The organism is Kitasatospora sp. NPDC096128, assembly GCF_040303105.1.
Taxonomy (GTDB): domain Bacteria; phylum Actinomycetota; class Actinomycetes; order Streptomycetales; family Streptomycetaceae; genus Kitasatospora.
The window spans coordinates 380,752-396,304 of sequence record NZ_JBEOSP010000001.1; the positions used below are offsets into that span (position 1 = coordinate 380,752).

The window sequence follows — 15,553 nt, forward strand, 5'->3', positions numbered from 1 at the left end:
CCGAACGGCCTTTCCGGATCCTGACATTGGACTGGACCACTGCCTCGGCGCGGCACTATCGTTCGGCGTGCCCGCAGGCCACGCCCCGGACTGGAGACGCATGAGCACCTGGCCGAGACCGCGCGACTCCCGCACCGTCCGAGCCGGCCGCGCCGACGGCCGGGTGCTGCGCCTGGGCCTGATGGACACCATGCTCGCCGACCTCGCCGTCTCCGTCGTGCTCTGCTTCGACCGGCCGCTGGACGAGGACCGGCTCGCCGCCGGGCTCGCCCTCGCCCTGGAGCGGGTACCGGTGTTCGCCGGACGGCTGCGCACCGACGGCGGCGCGCTCCGGGCGGTCTGCGACGACTCCGGCGTGCCGCTGGAGCTCTACACCGTGGACGGCACCCTCACCGAGGCGATGGGCCGGGTGGTCGCGGCCGGCTCCGAACTGGTCGACCCGGTGGACGCCCGGGCGGCGCGCACCGGCGACGCCCCGCTGCTCACCGTACGGGTCACCCGGACCGCCGACGGCGGGACGGTGCTCGGCTGCTCCTGGCACCACGCGATCGGGGACCTGCACAGCTTCATGCTGCTGCTGCGGATCTGGTCCGCGGCGGTCGAGGGCGAACCGCTGCCGGAGGCCGAACTCGTCGACGACCAGGACGCGTTGCTGGACGCGTTGCTGCCGGCCGAGGACTGCGGGCGGCCCGGCTTCCGGCTGCCGGACCCGGCGGAGGCGGAGCTGCTGGCCCGCGAGGTCGCGGCCGGGCCGCGCGCCAACCGGACCGTCCAGATCGCCTTCACCGAGACCGAAGTCGGCCGGATGCGCGAGGAGTTCGGGGCCGCCGCCGGGCTGCGGCTCTCCGCCGGGGACGTGCTCTGCGCCCATGTCCTCGCCACCCTGCGGGAGCTGGACGGCGACCGGGAAGAGCGGATGCTCACCGTCCCGGTCAACGCCCGCCGCTGGCTGGGCCTTTCGCCCGCCCTGGTGGGCAACCTGCTGAGCGAGGTGCACGTGCCGCACCGGCCGAAGGACGGGCCGGCGGTACTGGCGGGCGCGCTGCGGACGGCTGTCGAGGAGTTCCCGACCGCCCACCTCAACCTGCGCTCCAACCTGGACTTCCTGGCGGGGCTGGGCCGTTCGCGGTTGGGGGAGTGCGTGCCGCTGGGCTTCGACCCGCAGCGGCGCCGGTTCAGCTTCTCCAATTGGAGCCGCTTCGGCGCCTACCGGGTGAGCTTCCAGGGAAGCCCGCCGGTGTTCTTCAGTCCTGCCGCCAACTACCCTCTGCCCTGGGTCAGTTGGACGATCGAGGGGTACCGCGGCGAGGGCTGGCTGACCACCGTGGTGCTGCCCGTCCGGCTGGCCGCCCGGGTGCGCGGGGCGGACGGCCGGGCGGCGCTGCACCGGTTCCGGGCGGCGGGTGACGAGCCGCCCGGCTCGGCGGCGGTGCTGCCGAAGGTGCTCTGAGCCCGCAGCTCGGGAGATTGCGGCTCAGGGCCTGTCCGGCGGATCTTGCGCTGATCCGCCAAGATCCGCCGGAAGGGCCCTAGAAGGACTGCTCGATCGCGGTCCAGAGCCGGAGCCGGGCCTCCAGCGCCGTCCGGACCGTCTCGGCGCAGGAGTCCCACAGGGCCTGGTCGTCGCCGCACAGGTCGATCAGCATCTGCATCGCCATCGGGGTGTGCTGCTCGCCGTCCACCTCGATGTGGCGGGCCAGGTAGTCCTTGAAGACGGTGAGCACACCGTCGGGGTCGTCGATCCCGACCACCTGGGTGAACATGTCCGGGATCAGGTCCTCCCGGCCGAAGGCGAAGGCGGCGGCCCGGGCGTGCACCGGCGCGTTCTCCACGATCGACCAGGTGACGGAGGTGAAGTCCACGGCCGGGTCGGGCACCCCGGCAGCCTTGAGGGCCTCCGGCACGGCCTCGCCGGAGCCCAGGCGCGCCAGGAAGTCCGCCACCGGGCGGGGATCGGCGCCGGCCTGGCGCATGCCCTCGACGTACAGCTCGAAGTGGCTGGTGTAGCCCTCGCCCAGCTCGTCGCTCTCCTCCACCAGGACGATCTCGTTGATCAGCCGGCGGCTGGCGGTCGGGCCGCTCGGGACCCACGGCACGTCCACGCAGGTGAGGTCGCGCTGCAGGCTCTTGAGCAGCGACATGAAGTCCCAGACCGCGAAGACGTGGCTGTTCAGGAAGGTGCGGACGCGCGCGATGCTGGTGAGCGAGCGGTACACCGAGTGCTCGACCACCTCGCGGCGCAGCGGGTCGATGGCCTGCTGGAGGCTGGTGAGGCCGGGGTGCGAGCGGTCCCAGTGGTAGCGGTTGGTCGACATCGGTGCTCCTGTTCTCGGGGTGGGGGAGGGGTGGCCGTCACGGAGGTCGGGGCTTCGTGACGGCGGCCGGGTCTCTGGATGACGGTGGCCGGTGCGGGACTTGACGGCTGCCGGGGTCAGCGGGACTTCATGACGGACCGCAGCGCGTGCCGCAGCTGTTCCCGGCCGGGCTGGACGGCCCGGTCGAGGGCGGGGGCGAAGGGCAGCACCGCGCCGTCCGGGCGGGTGATCCGGCGCGGTGGCGCAATCAGGTGCATCTCCTCGGCGGCGGTGGCCAGCACCTCGGCGCCGAAGCCGCAGCTACGGTTGGAGTCGTCCACGACGACCAGCCGACCGGTGCGCTCCAGGGACTCGGCGAGCGCGGGCCAGTCTAGGGGGTGGACGGTGCGGGGGTCCAGGACTTCCACCGAGAGCTCCGGTGCCAACTCCTCGGCGACGGCCAGGGCGTCGTGCACCAGGTGTCCGAGGGCGACCAGGGTGACGTCCGTGCCGGGCCGGTGGATCCGGGCCCGCCCGAGCGGGACGGGCGCCAGCTCCCAGGTGACCGTCTCGCGGACCGGCAGGGCTGCCGCCGGGGCGAACACCACCACCGGGTCCGGGTCGCGGATCGCCGAGCGCAGCAGCCCGTAGGCGTCGGTAGGGGTGGCGGGCACCACGGTCTTCACCCCGGCGTGCGCGAACAGGCTGTACGGGTGGTCGGAGTGCTGCCCGGCCCAGCCGTCCCGGGAGCCCGAGCCTGGCACCAGGCAGGTCAGCGGGACGGCCGCCTGACCGCCGGTCATCAGCGAGAACTTGTGGGCCTGGTTGACGAGTTGCTCGAAGACCAGGAAGAGCAGCGAGGGGATCTGGAACTCCAGCACCGGCCGCCGCCCGGCCAGCGCGGCGCCCATCGCCATCGCGGTGAAGGCCTGTTCGGAGAGCGGGGTGTCCACGATCCGGCCGGGGCCGAAGCGGTCCAGCAGGCCCAGGGTCGGGCCGGCCAGGCCGGCGCCGATGTCCTCGCCGAACACGCAGACCGCCGGGTCCTCGGCGAGTTCGTCGGCCAGCGCCCGGTTGAGCGCCTTGGTGTACGAGAGCCTGGTCACGCCGACACCCCCGCCCGGGGTCGCAGGCCGTCGGCGTACAGGTGGTCCAGCGCGCCCGCCGGGTCCGGGTGGGCCGAGGCCAGGGCGAACTCCTCGGCGGCGGCCAGCTGTTCGGCCACCGAGCGGTCCAGTTCGACGACCGTCGCCGGGTCGAGCGGGCCGGTGGCCCGGGCCAGCGGGTCGTGCTCGCGCCAGGCCGCGACCTCCTCGGGGGTGCGGTAGTGCAGCTTCATCCGGCGTTCCATGGTGTGGTGGCCCTCGTAGCGGTAGGTGCGGCACTCCAGGAAGCCCGGGCCGCCGCCCGCGCGGGCCCGCTCGACCGCGTGTCGGGCGGCGGCCCGGACGGCCTCGGTGTCCATGCCGTCCACCTGCTCGGCGGGGATGCCGAAGGCGGCGGCCCGGCCGGTGGCGGTGCCCGCGACGGCGGTGGCGGCGGGCAGCGTGGTGGCGTAGCCGTTGTTCTCGCAGACGAACACCACCGGCAGCCGCCACATCGCCGCGAGGTTGAACGACTCCAGCAGCACGCCCTGGTTGAGCGCGCCGTCGCCGAAGAAGGAGACCGCGACCGGGTCGGCCGCGGCCCCGCCCCCGCAGTGCGTGGAGTGCGTGCTGTGCTTGGCGGCCCAGGCGGCGCCGACCGCGATCGGGGCCCCGGCGCCGACGATGCCGTTGGCGCCGAGGATGCCCAGCGACACGTCGGCGGCGTGCATCGAACCGCCCCGGCCGCCGTTCAACCCGTCCACCCGGCCCGCGAGTTCGGCGAGCAGCCGGTGCGGGGCGGCGCCCCGGGCGAGCACGTGGCCGTGGCCGCGGTGGGTGCTGGTCAGCCGGTCGGCCGGGCCGAGCGCCGAGCAGACGCCGACCGCGACAGCCTCCTGCCCGATGTACGGGTGGATGCCGCCGGGGATCGCGCCGGTCTTCACCAGGCCGAGCGCCAGCTCCTCGAAGCCGCGGATCAGCCGCAGCATCCGGTAGCGCTCGGCCGGGGTGGCCAGCGGGGCGATGCCGGTGGCGGGCGGTGCGGTCACAGCGTTCCCCGCCAGATCGTCGGGCAGAACGCCGGGTCGGCGTAGTCCGGCCGGTCGTCGGAGGTGCGGCGCACCAGCACGTCGTGGTTGTACACCACCGGGCCGCCGTCCGCCCGCTCGTGCCGGCGGTACTCGTTGGCGCCGTCCTGGAGGTGCAGCGAGACGGCCCTGCGGGGGAAGGCGGCCAGATTGGGGCCGCTGCCGTGGTAGGTGCGGCAGTGGTGGAAGGACAGGTGGCCGCGCGGGATCAGCATCGGGACCTTCCGCACCCGCTGCCCGTTGAACGCGGCGTTGGCCTCCAGGATGGCGTCCAGCTCGGAGTTGTCGCGGTCGGCGAAGTGCCGGGTTGAGTCCTCCCCGGAGGGCATCTCCCGCCAGCGGTGACTGCCGTCCACCATGGTGATGGTGCCGTTCTCCTCCCGGCAGTCGTGGAACGGGATGAAGGCGGTGAGCATGTCCTGAGACGTCGAGGTCTGCCAGTAGTGCTTGTCGAAGTGCCACGGCACGTGGTTGCTGGGCTCCCCCGGCACCGGCGGCTTGTAGATCAGGGTGGCCTGGAAGATCCGGATCTCCTCGGCCCCGGCGAGCAGTGCGGCGACCGCGCCGACCAGCGGCTTGCGCAGGACGGCACCGATCGCGTCGCTCTCGTGGTGGACGTAGTCGTTGTGCCGCTGGACCGGCCCGTGCGAGGGCTCCCAGGCGGCCAACCGGGGCGGGCGGACGGGCAGTTCGCGGTCGCGGTGGCCCGCGTAGTACAGCTCGGTGGCGGCCTGGAGGGTGTCCAGCTCCTCGTCGGTGAACAGCTTGCGGGAGAGGTACCAGCCGTGCTCGCGGTAATGCGCCACCTCCTCGGGGGTGGGCAGCAGGGCGCGTTCGGCGTCGGTGAGGCGGAACTCGGTGGCGGTGGTCATCGGCGGTGCTTCCCTTCTGGGGGCGGTCAGCGGGCGGCGGCGGAGGTCTGTCGCTCGACCGCCTCGTAGAGCGCCTTGATGTTCGCGGTGCCGAACGTGCCCGCGCCCTGTCGCTCGATCAGTTCCAGGAAGGAGGTGCGCCGGGGGTGGGTCGAGCGGGCGAAGATCTGGAACAGCTGGCCGCCGTGGTCCTGGTCCACCAGGACGTGCAGGTCGCGCAGGGTCTCCACCGGGATGGCCGTCCCGCCGAGCCGCTCGGTGAGCGCGTCGAAGTAGGCAGCCGGGGTGGTCAGGAACTCCACGCCGCGGGAGCGGGCGGTCCGGACGGCGGTGGCGATGTCCCGGGTGCTGAACGCCAGGTGCTGCACCCCGGCGCCGCCGTGGGCGGCGAGGAACTCGTCGATCTGGCCGGGGCGGCGGGCGGTGTCGGGCTCGATCAGGGTGAAGGTGACCAGGCCGGAGGCGCTCTGCACCACGGTGGAGTCCATGGCCTGCTCGCCGACCTCGATGTACTCCTCGAAGATCGCGTGGAAGCCGAGCGCGGCCTCGCAGAACCGTACGGCGTCGGCGAGTTCACCGCCGGGCAGGCAGATCGCGACGTGGTCGAGGGCGTCCAGCAGGCCGGGCCCGGCGGGGTCGGCTTCGGCGGGGTCGGTGGTGCCGCCGTCGGCTTCGGTGCTTCCGTCGGCCTCGGTGCTCCCGGCGGCCTCGCCGGATCCGGCTGCGTGCATCGAGGTGAACCGCAGCGCGGTGTCCCCGAAGCCGGCGATCAGGCAGGCCTCCCGGTCCAGCACTCGGGCACCGTGCCGCTCGGCCCGTTCCAGGGCGGCCCGCGGGTCGGCGCAGCCGAGGGCCAGGGCGGCGACGCCGTCGCCGTGCCGGGCGACGTAGGCGGACACCGGGTGGCCGGGGTCGGCGGCGGAGGTCAGCCGCAGCCGGATCGAGCCCTGGCGCAGGTCGATGGAGCGGGTGCCGTCCGCCGAGGTGGTCGGCGGCGCGGCGGTGAAGTCGTAGTCGGCGTGCAGTCCGGCGGCGGTCTTGTCGGCATCCGCGCAGTGGAACTCGACGCGGGCGATGGTCTGGATGGACAACGGGATCTCCCCCCGGAGGGATGGTGGTTCGGGGGCCGGCGCGCGGCCGGGCGGCGCTGCCCGGCCGTCGCGCACGCCCTAGGGTGTGCGGACGGAGGCCGGGCCGAGGATCAGGCTCAGGTTGTGGCCGCCGAAGGCGAAGGCGTTGCTCAGCGCGGCGCGCACCGGGGTGGACCGGGCGGCGCCCCGGACGTGGTCCAGGTCGCAGGTCGGGTCCGGGTCGGTCAGGTTGAGCGTCGGCGGCAGCGTCCCCCTCGCCACCGCCAGGGCCGTCAACGCCGCCTCCAACGCGCCTGCCGCGCCCAGGAGATGGCCGGTGGCGCCCTTGGTGGAGCTGACCGCCGGCCGGTGCGCGCCGAAGACGGCGTGCAGGGCGGCGGTCTCGGCCGTGTCACCGAGCTTGGTGCCGGTGCCGTGGGCGTTCACGTAGTCGATGTCGCCCGGTGCCAGGCCCGCGTTGGCGAGCGCCATGCGCATCGCGTCGGCGGCGCCGGTGCCGTCCGGGCGGGGCATGGTCGGGTGGTGGGCGTCGGTGGAGGCGCCCCAGCCGAGCACGTCCGCGTACCCGGTGGCGCCGCGTGCGGCGGCGTGAGCGGCGCTCTCCAGGACCAGGACGGCGCTGCCCTCGCCCAGCACGAAGCCGTTGCGGCGCTTGTCGAAGGGCCGGCTGGACTGCTCCGGATCATCCCAACCCTGGGCCAGGGCGCGGGCGTTGGTGAAGGCGGCGGCGATCGTCGGGTGCAGCGAGGACTCGGTGCCGCCGCACACCACCACGTCGGCGTCGCCCGCGCGGATCAGCCGCAGCCCCTCGGCGATCGCCTGGGCGCCGGCCGCGCAGGCCGTCACCACGGCCGAACTGTAGCCGCGGATACCGTACTTGATGGCGATCCGGGCGGCGGCCATGTTGGAGAGCATGCCCGGCAGCAGGTACGGGCTGACGCCGGGGCGGCCGCGCTCCAGCCGGCGGTGCGACTGCTGCTCGAAGGTCTCCAGGCCGCCGCCCCCGGTGGCCAGCACCACGGCGGTGCGGTGCGGGTCGGCGTCCCGGCCGACCACCAGGGCGGCGTCGGCGAGCGCGTCGTCGGCGGCTGCCAGGGCGAGCAGCACGAAGCGGTCCACGCAGCGGGTCTCGGTGGGCGGCAGCACCTCGCGCCCGTCCACGGCGGGGGCGATGCCGGCGGCGGGCAGCCAGCCGTGCGCGGGGTGGCCCTCGGGGACGGCGCGCAGGCCGGAGCGGCCGGCCGACAGTGCCTCGAACACCTCGGCGGGCTTGCGGCCGAGCGGGGAGACCAGGCCGATGCCGGTGATGACGGCGGCTTCGCGTCCGGTCACCGGGCGCTCACCGCCTCGAGGTGGCGCTGACGCAGCAGCACCTTGCGGACCTTTCCGGTCGGGCCGAGCGGGATGTCGTCGCCGGTGACCACCAGGACCTGGCGCACGGTCGCGGCGGTGGCCTCGTCCAGGGCGGCGACCACGGCCTTCTCGCGGTCGGCCGCGACGGCGGCGCCCCGGTCGGCCTCCTCGGCCAGGAGCAGCAGCACGTCGGTGACCACCCGCTCGCCGTCCCGGACCGCGACCACCGTGCAGTCCAGCACGTCGGGCCGGGCGGCCAGCACCCGCTCCTCCGACATCGCGGTGAACAGCCTTTTTCCGTCGGCGAGTTCGAGTGAGTCGACGGCCCGGTCGACGTGGTACCAGTAGCCCTCCTCGTCCCGGTACATCAGGTCCCCGGTGAGGAAGCGGCCGCGCAGCCGGGTGCGGAAGGTGGTGGCCGAGTCGTTCCAGTAGCCGAGCGCCAACGTCGGCGAGGCGGTGGCGAGTTCGCCGACCTCACCGGGGCCGAGCGGTTCGCCGTCCGGGCCGACCACCTCGCAGTCCACGAAGGCGTGCGGGCGGCCGACGCAGCGCCCGTAGCGTTCGGTGCCGGGGCCGTGGGTGATGAAGAAGTGGGAGTGGCCCATCTCGGTGGAGCCGAGGCCGTCCACGAACAGCGAGCCGGGCAGTCTGGTCCGGCCGTCACGGGTGACGGTCTGCCGGCTGCCGGTGGCGATCAGCCGGCGGATGTGCACCTCGTGGGCGCAGTCGCCGGTGTTCCACCAGAGCGCGACGGACGCCAAGTCCCGTGCGGTCAGGTCGTGGTGGGCGAGGTCGGACCAGGTGGCGGCGAAGCCGACCACCCCGGTGGGGCGCCAGCGCTCGATCGCGTCCAGTACCCCCGCGCCGGACTGGGCGGAGAGGCAGGCGAGTTCGGTGTGCGAGCTGAGTGCCAGGTTGAGCGCGATCAGGGTCGCGGCGTGCGGGGCGGGCAGGGCGCTGAGCATCCGGTCCTGGCCCTGCGGGCGGGGCAGCCGCAGCCGGTGGCGGATCGCCGCGTACAGGCTCGCGTGGGAGTGGACGACGGCCTTGGGCATGCCGGTGGTGCCGGAGGAGTGGGTGATCGCCACCGGGTCCCCGGACCAGTGCCGGTACGCCTCCGGGGCGGCGTCCGGGTCGCCCGCGCCGAGGCCGGCGATCTCGGGCAGCAGCGGCGCGCCCGGGTCGTGGCCGGCCAGGGCGGCCAGGTGGGCGGGGTCGGCGAGCACCCCGGCGGCGCCGATCCGGGCGATGTAGCGGGCGGCCCGCTCGCCGTCCAGGTTGGGGTTGAGCAGGGCGGGGACGGCGCCGAGCCGAGCCAGCGCGAGGAAGGCGAGCACGTGGTCGGCGGCGTCGCTCGCGTAGACCACGACCGGGTCGCGCCGGGTGATGCCGAGGCCGTGCAGGGCGGCGGCGCGGGCCCGGACGGCGCGGTCGAGCTCGCGCAGGGTGAGCGGCTGCCAGGCGGGGTGGTGGTCCACCGGGGTGTCGAAGGTGAGCAGCGGCTCGTCCAGGCCCTGGCCGAGGGCGATCCGGGCGGTCAGCACGTTGCCGGCGCCCACGTCGGGGTCGTCCGCGAGGTGGGTGCGGAGACTGCGGATGGTCACGGGGGTGGATCCCTCCCTCGGGGCCGGGGCGGCCCGGGCGGCTGATCGGGTGTCGGGGTGCGGCGGGCGCGGGCGGCGGCCGGGCGTCGGCGGTGCGGGGGTGGGCCGGGCGGTCGCTGGTGTGCCGGGTACGGCTGCGTCAGGCGGCGGGCCTCATCGACGGCTACGGCCGGGGAGGTCCCGCGGGTTCAGTCGGCAGGGTGGGTGAGCAGCACGGCCACGGCGTGGTCGCCGTCGGCGGACTGTTCGGCGGACTGCTCGGCGGCGATGACCAGGACGTGGTCGGCGTCGCCGTCGGCGAGCAGCAGCGCGGCCAGCTCGTACGCGTCCGCGGGGACCGTGCCGGGTGCGGCCTCGGCCGGGCTGATCGCCACGACGGGGCCGGTCAGGCCCCAGCGGGCGGCGATGTGCCCGAGGACGGCGTTGGGGTTGGACTGGAAGAACAGCAGCGGGGCCGGGCGCCGTCCGGGCTCCGCGCTCAGGTCGATGGCGCGCGCGGTGGCGCGGTCGCCGCTCGCGCTGGCGAGCAGCAGGGCGGTGCGTCCGGGCGCGGGGGGCGGGCCGTGGTGGGCGCGCAGGCAGCGCTCGGCGGTGTCGGCGATCAGCGGGCCCAGGCCGGAGGGGGCGAAACCGGGCAGCGGTGGCGGGGGTCCGTCGAGGTCCGGGCCGGGGCGGCGGGCCTCGGCGAGGACGCGCGGGGCGGTGGCGGCAGGGGTGGTCATGGTGTGGGTGTCGGGATCAGGCGGCGGCCAGCAGCAGGGCGGTGTTGGCGCCGCCGAAGGCGGAGTTGAGGCTGAGCGCGTAGTCGGGGCGGGCGGTGTGCGGGCCGTCCAGCACGAGGTCGAGCCGGATGCCCGGGTCGGGTCCGAGCCAGCCGGCGTTCACCGGGGTCAGGCCGGTGTCCAAGGCGCCGACGGTGACGGCGAGTTCGAGCAGGGCGGAGGCCTCCAGGGCGTGGCCGTGCACGGATTTGCTGGAGCTGACCGGCAGTTGGTCGGTATGCGGGCCGAACACCCGCCGCAGGGCGGTGGCTTCGGCCTGGTCGGCGAGGTCGGAGCCGGTGCCGTTGGCGTTGACGTAGCCGACCTGCTCCGGGGTGACGCCCGCGCGGGCCAGCGCGGCCTCGATCGCCCGGGCCACCCCGGCGCCGTCCGGCTCCGGGCGGCAGACGTGGTGGGCGTCTCCGGCCCGGCCCCAGCCGGCCAGCCGGGCGAGCGCGGGCGCGCCGCGCCGTTCGGCGGCCGGGGCGGACTCGACCAGGACGGCGGCGGCCGCGTCGCCGAGCAGGGTGCCGGTGCGGCCGGTACTGAACGGGCGCAGTTCGCCGTCCCGGGCCAGGGCGCGTCCGGCGTCGAAGACGGCGAACACCCCGGGCTCGACCAGGTGGCCGGCCGCGACCAGGACGCGTTCGTGCCGCCCGCCGGAGACCAGGGCGGCGGCGTCGGCGACGGCGGTGGCCGCCGCCACGCAGGCGCCGGTGTACACCCGGGTGACGCCCGGCGCGCCCCAGTGCGCGCGGACCCCGGCCGCCACCGCGTCGGCGGTGGCGCGGGTGCGCTCGTCACTGTGCAGGGCGAGCAGGACGGGCAGTGCGGAGCCCTCGGCGGCGGTCAGCCCGGCCTGCCGACAGGCCTGCCCGATCGCGTCGAGCACGGCCCGGGCCAGCGGGAAGGTGCTGGCCAGCGGCACCGTCCCGGGCAGCAGGGCGGCCCGGGTGGTGCGGCGGCCGCTCACGTCGAAGCGGGTCACCTCGGCGAACGCGGCCTTGCCGTGGGCGGTGGCCTCGGTCAGTGCGGCGAGCCCGCGCCCGGCGGCGCTGAGCACCCCGACGCCGGTGACCACCGGGCGGGCGGAGGCCGCTACGGACCGGGGCGTCGGGACGGGCCCGAGCGGGGCGGCGCCGAGCGGGGCGGCGCCGGTCACGGCCGCGCCCCGGCGTGTTCGGCGAGCACTGTCGAGCGCAGCAGCTCGACGGCGTCGTCGACCGTCCGCACGGCGCCGAAGTGTTCGTCGTCCAGATCCACCTGGATGTCGTAGCGCTGCTCGAACTCGGCGATCAGCCAGGTCAGTTCGAGTGAGCCGAGCTCCTCGGGCACAGTGTCGGCGGCGCGCTGCCCGAACGCCGCCAGCATCGCCAGGACTTCGGCCCGGTCGGGGAGCCTGCCGGGCGCGGAGTGCGCGGGGCGGGCGGCGCCGGTCACGCGGCGCTGCCGGCGGTGGCGGGGAGGGCGTCGATCCGCTTGACGACGTCGGCGGTGAACTCGTCCAGCGTCATCATCGCGGTGGTCTCCATCTCGTCCAGGTCGAACTTGATCCCGAACTCGTCCTCGACCTGCACCGAGAGCTCGGCCAGCGCGAGGGATTCGAGGTCCAGCCCGGCCGGGCCGAGGTCGGTGTCCCCGGTGACCTCGGAGACGTCGTACTGCATCTCGGTGAGGGCGGCCAGAACGAACGCGCGGATGCGGTCCTGCATGATGGTGGGCTCCTTGTCGGGATGGTGCGGAGGGTGGCCTGCGGAGGTCCGGCGGAGTTTCGGCGGTGGTGCGTCCGTCAGCGCACGGCGGCCGCGGCGGTGTCGCGCAGGGCGGCCGGGTCGCGCAGCAGCTTTCCGGTGGCGGTGCGGGGGAGGGCGGGCAGCAGGACGAGCCGGCGCGGCCGCTTGTAGGCGGCGAGCCGACGCGCCAACCCGTCCTGGACGAGGGCGGGGTCGGCCCCGGCTTCGACGGACAGGTAGGCCTCGATCGCCTCGCCGTCGAAGACGACGACGGCCTCGCGGACCTCGGGAAGTGCGGCGAGGGTCTGCTCGACCTCGGTGAGGTCGACCTTCAGCCCGCCGATCGAGACCTGGGAGTCGAGCCGGCCGAGCACGGTGACCAGGCCGGTCGCCTCGTCCAGCGCGGCGGCGTCGCGGGTGTGCAGCCAGCCGTCCGCCCAGCGGCCCGGGTCGTCCAGCCCCGGGTACGGGGAGGAGGCGGCGCCGAGCTGCAACTCGCCGGCGACGAGTCGCATCCGCATGCCGTGGACGGGGCGCTTGGCGGGGTGCAGCGTGCCGTCGAGGTCGGTGGCGATGACCCCGGTCTCGGTCATGCCGTACATGGTGCCGAGCGGCACGCCGTACCGTTCGGTGAACAGCGCGGGCAGGCCCGGGCGGACCAGTTCGCCTGCCACGACCATCCGGCGCAGTTGCGGCAGCGGCGGGGGAGCGACCGTCCCGGCCAGCAGTTCGGCGTGGAAGGGCACCCCGACGACGGTGGTCGGCCGCTCGTCGGCGGCGACCGCGGCGAGGATCCCGGCCGCCGTCATCCGTTCCGGCACGGTGAGCGCGGCCCGGGCGTGCAGGCTGTTGAGCAGCCCGCCGACCAGCCCGAGCACGTGCACCACCGAGGACAGCAGCACGACCCGCTCGCCCTCGCCCGGGAACTCCACCAGCCTGCGGTAGCAGTCGAGTTCGCGCAGCAGGTCGGCGGCGGTGCGGGCGATGACCTTGGCCGGGCCGGTGGATCCGGAGCTGAGCTGGATCAGCGCGTGCCCGGTGCGGGCCGGCAGCCCGTCCGGTAGTGCGGTGGCGACCGGCTCGACCTCGGAGAAGCCGCGCAGCGCCGCGGCGGGCCGGTGGGCGGAGCCTACCAGCACCTGCGGGGTGAGCCCGGCCACCGCCGTGTCCACCTCGTGGTCGGTCAACCGGTGGTCGAGCAGCGCGACTTGGGCGCCGAGCCGCCAGCAGGCCAGCAGCACGGCGACGAACGCCACCGAGGGCGGCAGCCGCAGCGCGGCGGTGCCGCCCGGGCCGAGCCCGGCGGCGGTCAGTCGGACGCACTGCTCCTCGACCAGGGCGCGCAGGGCGTCCCGGTCGAGGGGTGCGCCGAGGCGCAGGCACTCCTCGCCGCCCGGCCCGGCCAGCAGCGACCGCTCGACCCAGTCCTGCGGGGCGTCGGCGTGCGGCGGTGCGGAAAGCGGAAGCGAAAAGGGGGAAAAGCCGGTCAACGCGGCTCCACACAAGTGAGGGGGATTTGACATGGACGCAATGGGCGTCGTTCTCAACCAATACGGTCAATTCCGTTGCCAGACCTTGGCACAGACGTTTGGTCAAATCAAGGTCTATACCAATGTGGGCGTTGCTCCTACGCTGCCCAACCGGGACTGGTCCGCGCGTGGCCGTCCGGGAAACGAGGATGCCCGTGGGAGCACTCACGCTGGCCGGGATCGAGCACGCCGCACGCGATCGACTCCCCCCGGAAATCTGGGACTTCATCGAGGGCGGCAGCGGCGCGGAACGCACCCTGGCGGCGAACCGGGAGGTGTTCGGGCACTATGCACTGCGCCCGCGCACCCTGGTCGACGTCTCGGCCTGCGACCCCGCGCTGACCCTGCTCGGCGCACCGCTGCGGACCCCGCTCGGCATCGCCCCGATGGCCTACCACCGGCTGGTCGACCCGGAGGGCGAGACCGCCACCGCACGCGCCGCCGGTCGTGCCGGAGCCCTGCTGGTCGCCGGGATGTTCGCCAGCCGCACCCTCGAGGAGATCGCCGCGGCCGCCACCGGCCCGCTCTGGCTCCAGCTCTACTGGCTGCGCCGCCGCGCCGCGCTGGCCGCCCTGGTCGAACGCGCCGAGGCGGTCGGCTTCCGCGCCCTGGTGCTGACCGTGGACGCGCCCCGGATCGGCCGCCGGCTGCGCGACCTGCGCAACGGCTTCGCCGTCCCGCCCACCGTCCGCGCGGTCAACCTGGACGAGACCCTGATGTCTGCCAGCCACCGCGCCGCCGACGGCAGTTCGGGCATCGCCGAGCACGCCCGCGAGCAGTTCGACCCCACCCTGACCTGGGCCGACCTGGCCTGGCTGCGCGAGCGCACCCGGCTGCCGCTGGTCCTCAAGGGCGTGCTGACCGCCGAGGACGCCCGGCTGGCCGTCGAACACGGCGTGGACGCGCTCCTGGTCTCCAACCACGGCGGCCGCCAGCTCGACGGCGCGCTCCCGGCGCTGACCGCCCTGCCCGAGGTGGTCGACACGGTACCCGCCGAGCTCCCGGTGTTGTTCGACGGCGGCGTGCGCACCGGCACCGACATCGCGGTCGCCCTCGCCCTCGGCGCCCGGGCCGTGCTGATCGGCCGACCGGCCCTGTGGGGCCTGGCCACCGGCGGTGCGGCCGGGGTGCACCGGGTGCTCCGGCTGCTGCACGAGGAACTCGACCACACCCTGGCCCTGTTGGGCCGCCCCCGGCTCGCCGACCTGGGTCGCGACGCCCTCGCCCGCTGGCCCCGAGCGGACGGCTGAACCGCGCCGCACCCGCAGCACGTTCCTCCAGGAGGAGAACCGATGACCGAACCGACGAGCACGCCGGCGAGCGCACCGAAGGCCGGACCGGGCGACCGCTTCCCCGGCTGGGACTGGGACGACCCGGACGGGCTCGACGCCCGCCTGGACGCCTTCAGCGCCCAGGTCGCCACCTGCGGGAAGCTCGAGGCCCGCCCCGGCGCACTGCCGCACGACCACCGCGACTTCCGTGAACTCGGCCTCACCGGCATCGAGTTCGCCGCCTTCCGGACCGCCCACCCGGAGGGCCTCGGCACCGACCTGGCCACCCTGCGTGGCCCCGCGGACGCGACCGGCCCTGGCCCGGCCACCGAGCCCGGCACCCTCTACCGGGTCGACGGCGACCGCTGGTTCACCCAGCTCGACATCTCCCGCCCGCTGCCCTTCGCCGACGCCAGCGTCGACTGGGTCTACGCCGAGCACCTGATCGAGCACGTCTCCCTGCCCGTCGCGGTCGGCTGGCTGCGCGAGGCCCGCCGGATCCTGCGCCCCGGCGGCGTGCTCCGGCTCACCACCCCCGACCTGGCCCGCTACCTGGTCGGCTACGCCACCGGCGACGGCTTCCTCGCCAAGCACCGCCGTCGGCTCGGCACCCTCGGCTTCGGTCCGCCGATGCCCGCCCGCCCGGCCTTCCTGGTCAACCAGATCTTCCGGTACTACGGCCACCAGTGGATCTACGACCTGGACGAACTGCGGCACGTCCTCACCCTGGCCGGGTTCACCCCCGACCAGATCCGCCACTGCGCCTACCGCCAGGGCCTCCGTTCGGACGTCGCCGACCTCGACACGGCCTTCCGCACCGACGAGACCGTCTACGTCGAGGCCGACCGCTGAGCCCTCGCTGAGCCCGC

The 15,553-nt window shown here is 75.0% G+C and carries 15 protein-coding genes; 3 read left to right on the forward strand and 12 right to left on the reverse strand.

Annotated features, from left to right (window positions below; genetic code table 11):
* The first annotated feature begins 100 nt into the window (after positions 1 to 100).
* A complete protein-coding gene (locus ABTY61_RS01655) occupies positions 101 to 1,450 on the forward strand; it encodes an acyltransferase (RefSeq protein ID WP_350502868.1) in 1,350 nt (449 codons plus the stop codon).
* 79 nt (positions 1,451 to 1,529) lie between these two features.
* Here ABTY61_RS01655 and ABTY61_RS01660 read toward each other — a convergent pair whose 3' ends face one another.
* From ABTY61_RS01660 to ABTY61_RS01715, 12 genes are all read right to left on the reverse strand, one after another.
* Complete coding sequence (locus ABTY61_RS01660; protein WP_350502869.1) at positions 1,530 to 2,315, reverse strand: DUF3050 domain-containing protein; 786 nt, start codon at positions 2,313 to 2,315, stop codon at positions 1,530 to 1,532.
* Positions 2,316 to 2,431: 116 nt separating this feature from the next.
* Positions 2,432 to 3,400: an alpha-ketoacid dehydrogenase subunit beta gene (locus tag ABTY61_RS01665; RefSeq protein WP_350502870.1), complete on the reverse strand. Its 969-nt coding sequence runs from the start codon at positions 3,398 to 3,400 to the stop codon at positions 2,432 to 2,434.
* Positions 3,397 to 4,428: a thiamine pyrophosphate-dependent dehydrogenase E1 component subunit alpha gene (locus ABTY61_RS01670; protein ID WP_350502871.1), complete on the reverse strand. Its 1,032-nt coding sequence runs from the start codon at positions 4,426 to 4,428 to the stop codon at positions 3,397 to 3,399. The genes ABTY61_RS01665 and ABTY61_RS01670 overlap by 4 nt, the downstream gene beginning before the upstream one ends.
* Positions 4,425 to 5,339 (reverse strand): phytanoyl-CoA dioxygenase family protein, encoded by a 915-nt coding sequence (locus ABTY61_RS01675; RefSeq protein WP_350502872.1) that lies wholly within the window; start codon positions 5,337 to 5,339, stop codon positions 4,425 to 4,427. The genes ABTY61_RS01670 and ABTY61_RS01675 overlap by 4 nt, the downstream gene beginning before the upstream one ends.
* A gap of 26 nt (positions 5,340 to 5,365) precedes the next feature.
* The gene (hppD, locus tag ABTY61_RS01680) at positions 5,366 to 6,430 is read right to left on the reverse strand and encodes a 4-hydroxyphenylpyruvate dioxygenase (protein WP_350502873.1); all 1,065 of its coding nucleotides are present in this window, start codon (positions 6,428 to 6,430) and stop codon (positions 5,366 to 5,368) included.
* Between the two features lie 78 nt (positions 6,431 to 6,508).
* Positions 6,509 to 7,762: a beta-ketoacyl-[acyl-carrier-protein] synthase family protein gene (locus tag ABTY61_RS01685; RefSeq protein ID WP_350502874.1), complete on the reverse strand. Its 1,254-nt coding sequence runs from the start codon at positions 7,760 to 7,762 to the stop codon at positions 6,509 to 6,511.
* Positions 7,759 to 9,390 carry a class I adenylate-forming enzyme family protein gene (locus ABTY61_RS01690; RefSeq protein ID WP_350502875.1) on the reverse strand — a complete coding sequence of 544 codons (1,632 nt, stop codon included), beginning with the start codon at positions 9,388 to 9,390 and terminating at the stop codon, positions 7,759 to 7,761. Before ABTY61_RS01690 ends, ABTY61_RS01685 begins: the two co-directional genes overlap by 4 nt.
* A gap of 188 nt (positions 9,391 to 9,578) precedes the next feature.
* Positions 9,579 to 10,112 (reverse strand): beta-ketoacyl synthase N-terminal-like domain-containing protein, encoded by a 534-nt coding sequence (locus tag ABTY61_RS01695; RefSeq protein ID WP_350502876.1) that lies wholly within the window; start codon positions 10,110 to 10,112, stop codon positions 9,579 to 9,581.
* Positions 10,113 to 10,128: 16 nt separating this feature from the next.
* Complete coding sequence (locus tag ABTY61_RS01700) at positions 10,129 to 11,313, reverse strand: beta-ketoacyl-[acyl-carrier-protein] synthase family protein (protein ID WP_350502877.1); 1,185 nt, start codon at positions 11,311 to 11,313, stop codon at positions 10,129 to 10,131.
* Entirely contained in the window at positions 11,310 to 11,591 is a 282-nt protein-coding gene (locus tag ABTY61_RS01705; RefSeq protein ID WP_350502878.1) for an acyl carrier protein, read from the reverse strand. The genes ABTY61_RS01700 and ABTY61_RS01705 overlap by 4 nt, the downstream gene beginning before the upstream one ends.
* A complete protein-coding gene (locus ABTY61_RS01710; RefSeq protein WP_188304079.1) occupies positions 11,588 to 11,863 on the reverse strand; it encodes an acyl carrier protein in 276 nt (91 codons plus the stop codon). The genes ABTY61_RS01705 and ABTY61_RS01710 overlap by 4 nt, the downstream gene beginning before the upstream one ends.
* A 77-nt stretch (positions 11,864 to 11,940) precedes the next feature.
* Positions 11,941 to 13,374 (reverse strand): class I adenylate-forming enzyme family protein, encoded by a 1,434-nt coding sequence (locus ABTY61_RS01715; protein WP_350502879.1) that lies wholly within the window; start codon positions 13,372 to 13,374, stop codon positions 11,941 to 11,943.
* A 188-nt stretch (positions 13,375 to 13,562) separates the two neighbouring features.
* On the opposite strand from ABTY61_RS01715, the gene ABTY61_RS01720 reads away from it, so the two are divergent.
* Positions 13,563 to 14,663 carry an alpha-hydroxy acid oxidase gene (locus tag ABTY61_RS01720; protein WP_502895184.1) on the forward strand — a complete coding sequence of 367 codons (1,101 nt, stop codon included), beginning with the start codon at positions 13,563 to 13,565 and terminating at the stop codon, positions 14,661 to 14,663.
* Positions 14,664 to 14,705: 42 nt separating this feature from the next.
* Positions 14,706 to 15,536: a class I SAM-dependent methyltransferase gene (locus ABTY61_RS01725; protein WP_350502881.1), complete on the forward strand. Its 831-nt coding sequence runs from the start codon at positions 14,706 to 14,708 to the stop codon at positions 15,534 to 15,536.
* Positions 15,537 to 15,553 lie beyond the last annotated feature (17 nt).

Bases quoted from the DNA above. Each gene is read 5' to 3' on its own strand.
- ABTY61_RS01655 (WP_350502868.1), top strand. From the start codon at position 101: ATGAGCACCTGGCCGAGACCGCGCGACTCCCGCACCGTCCGAGCCGGC.
- ABTY61_RS01660 (WP_350502869.1), bottom strand. From the start codon at position 2,315: ATGTCGACCAACCGCTACCACTGGGACCGCTCGCACCCCGGCCTCACC.
- ABTY61_RS01675 (WP_350502872.1), bottom strand. From the start codon at position 5,339: ATGACCACCGCCACCGAGTTCCGCCTCACCGACGCCGAACGCGCCCTG.
- ABTY61_RS01695 (WP_350502876.1), bottom strand. From the start codon at position 10,112: ATGACCACCCCTGCCGCCACCGCCCCGCGCGTCCTCGCCGAGGCCCGC.
- ABTY61_RS01710 (WP_188304079.1), bottom strand. From the start codon at position 11,863: ATGCAGGACCGCATCCGCGCGTTCGTTCTGGCCGCCCTCACCGAGATG.
- ABTY61_RS01720 (WP_502895184.1), top strand. From the start codon at position 13,563: ATGCCCGTGGGAGCACTCACGCTGGCCGGGATCGAGCACGCCGCACGC.
- ABTY61_RS01725 (WP_350502881.1), top strand. From the start codon at position 14,706: ATGACCGAACCGACGAGCACGCCGGCGAGCGCACCGAAGGCCGGACCG.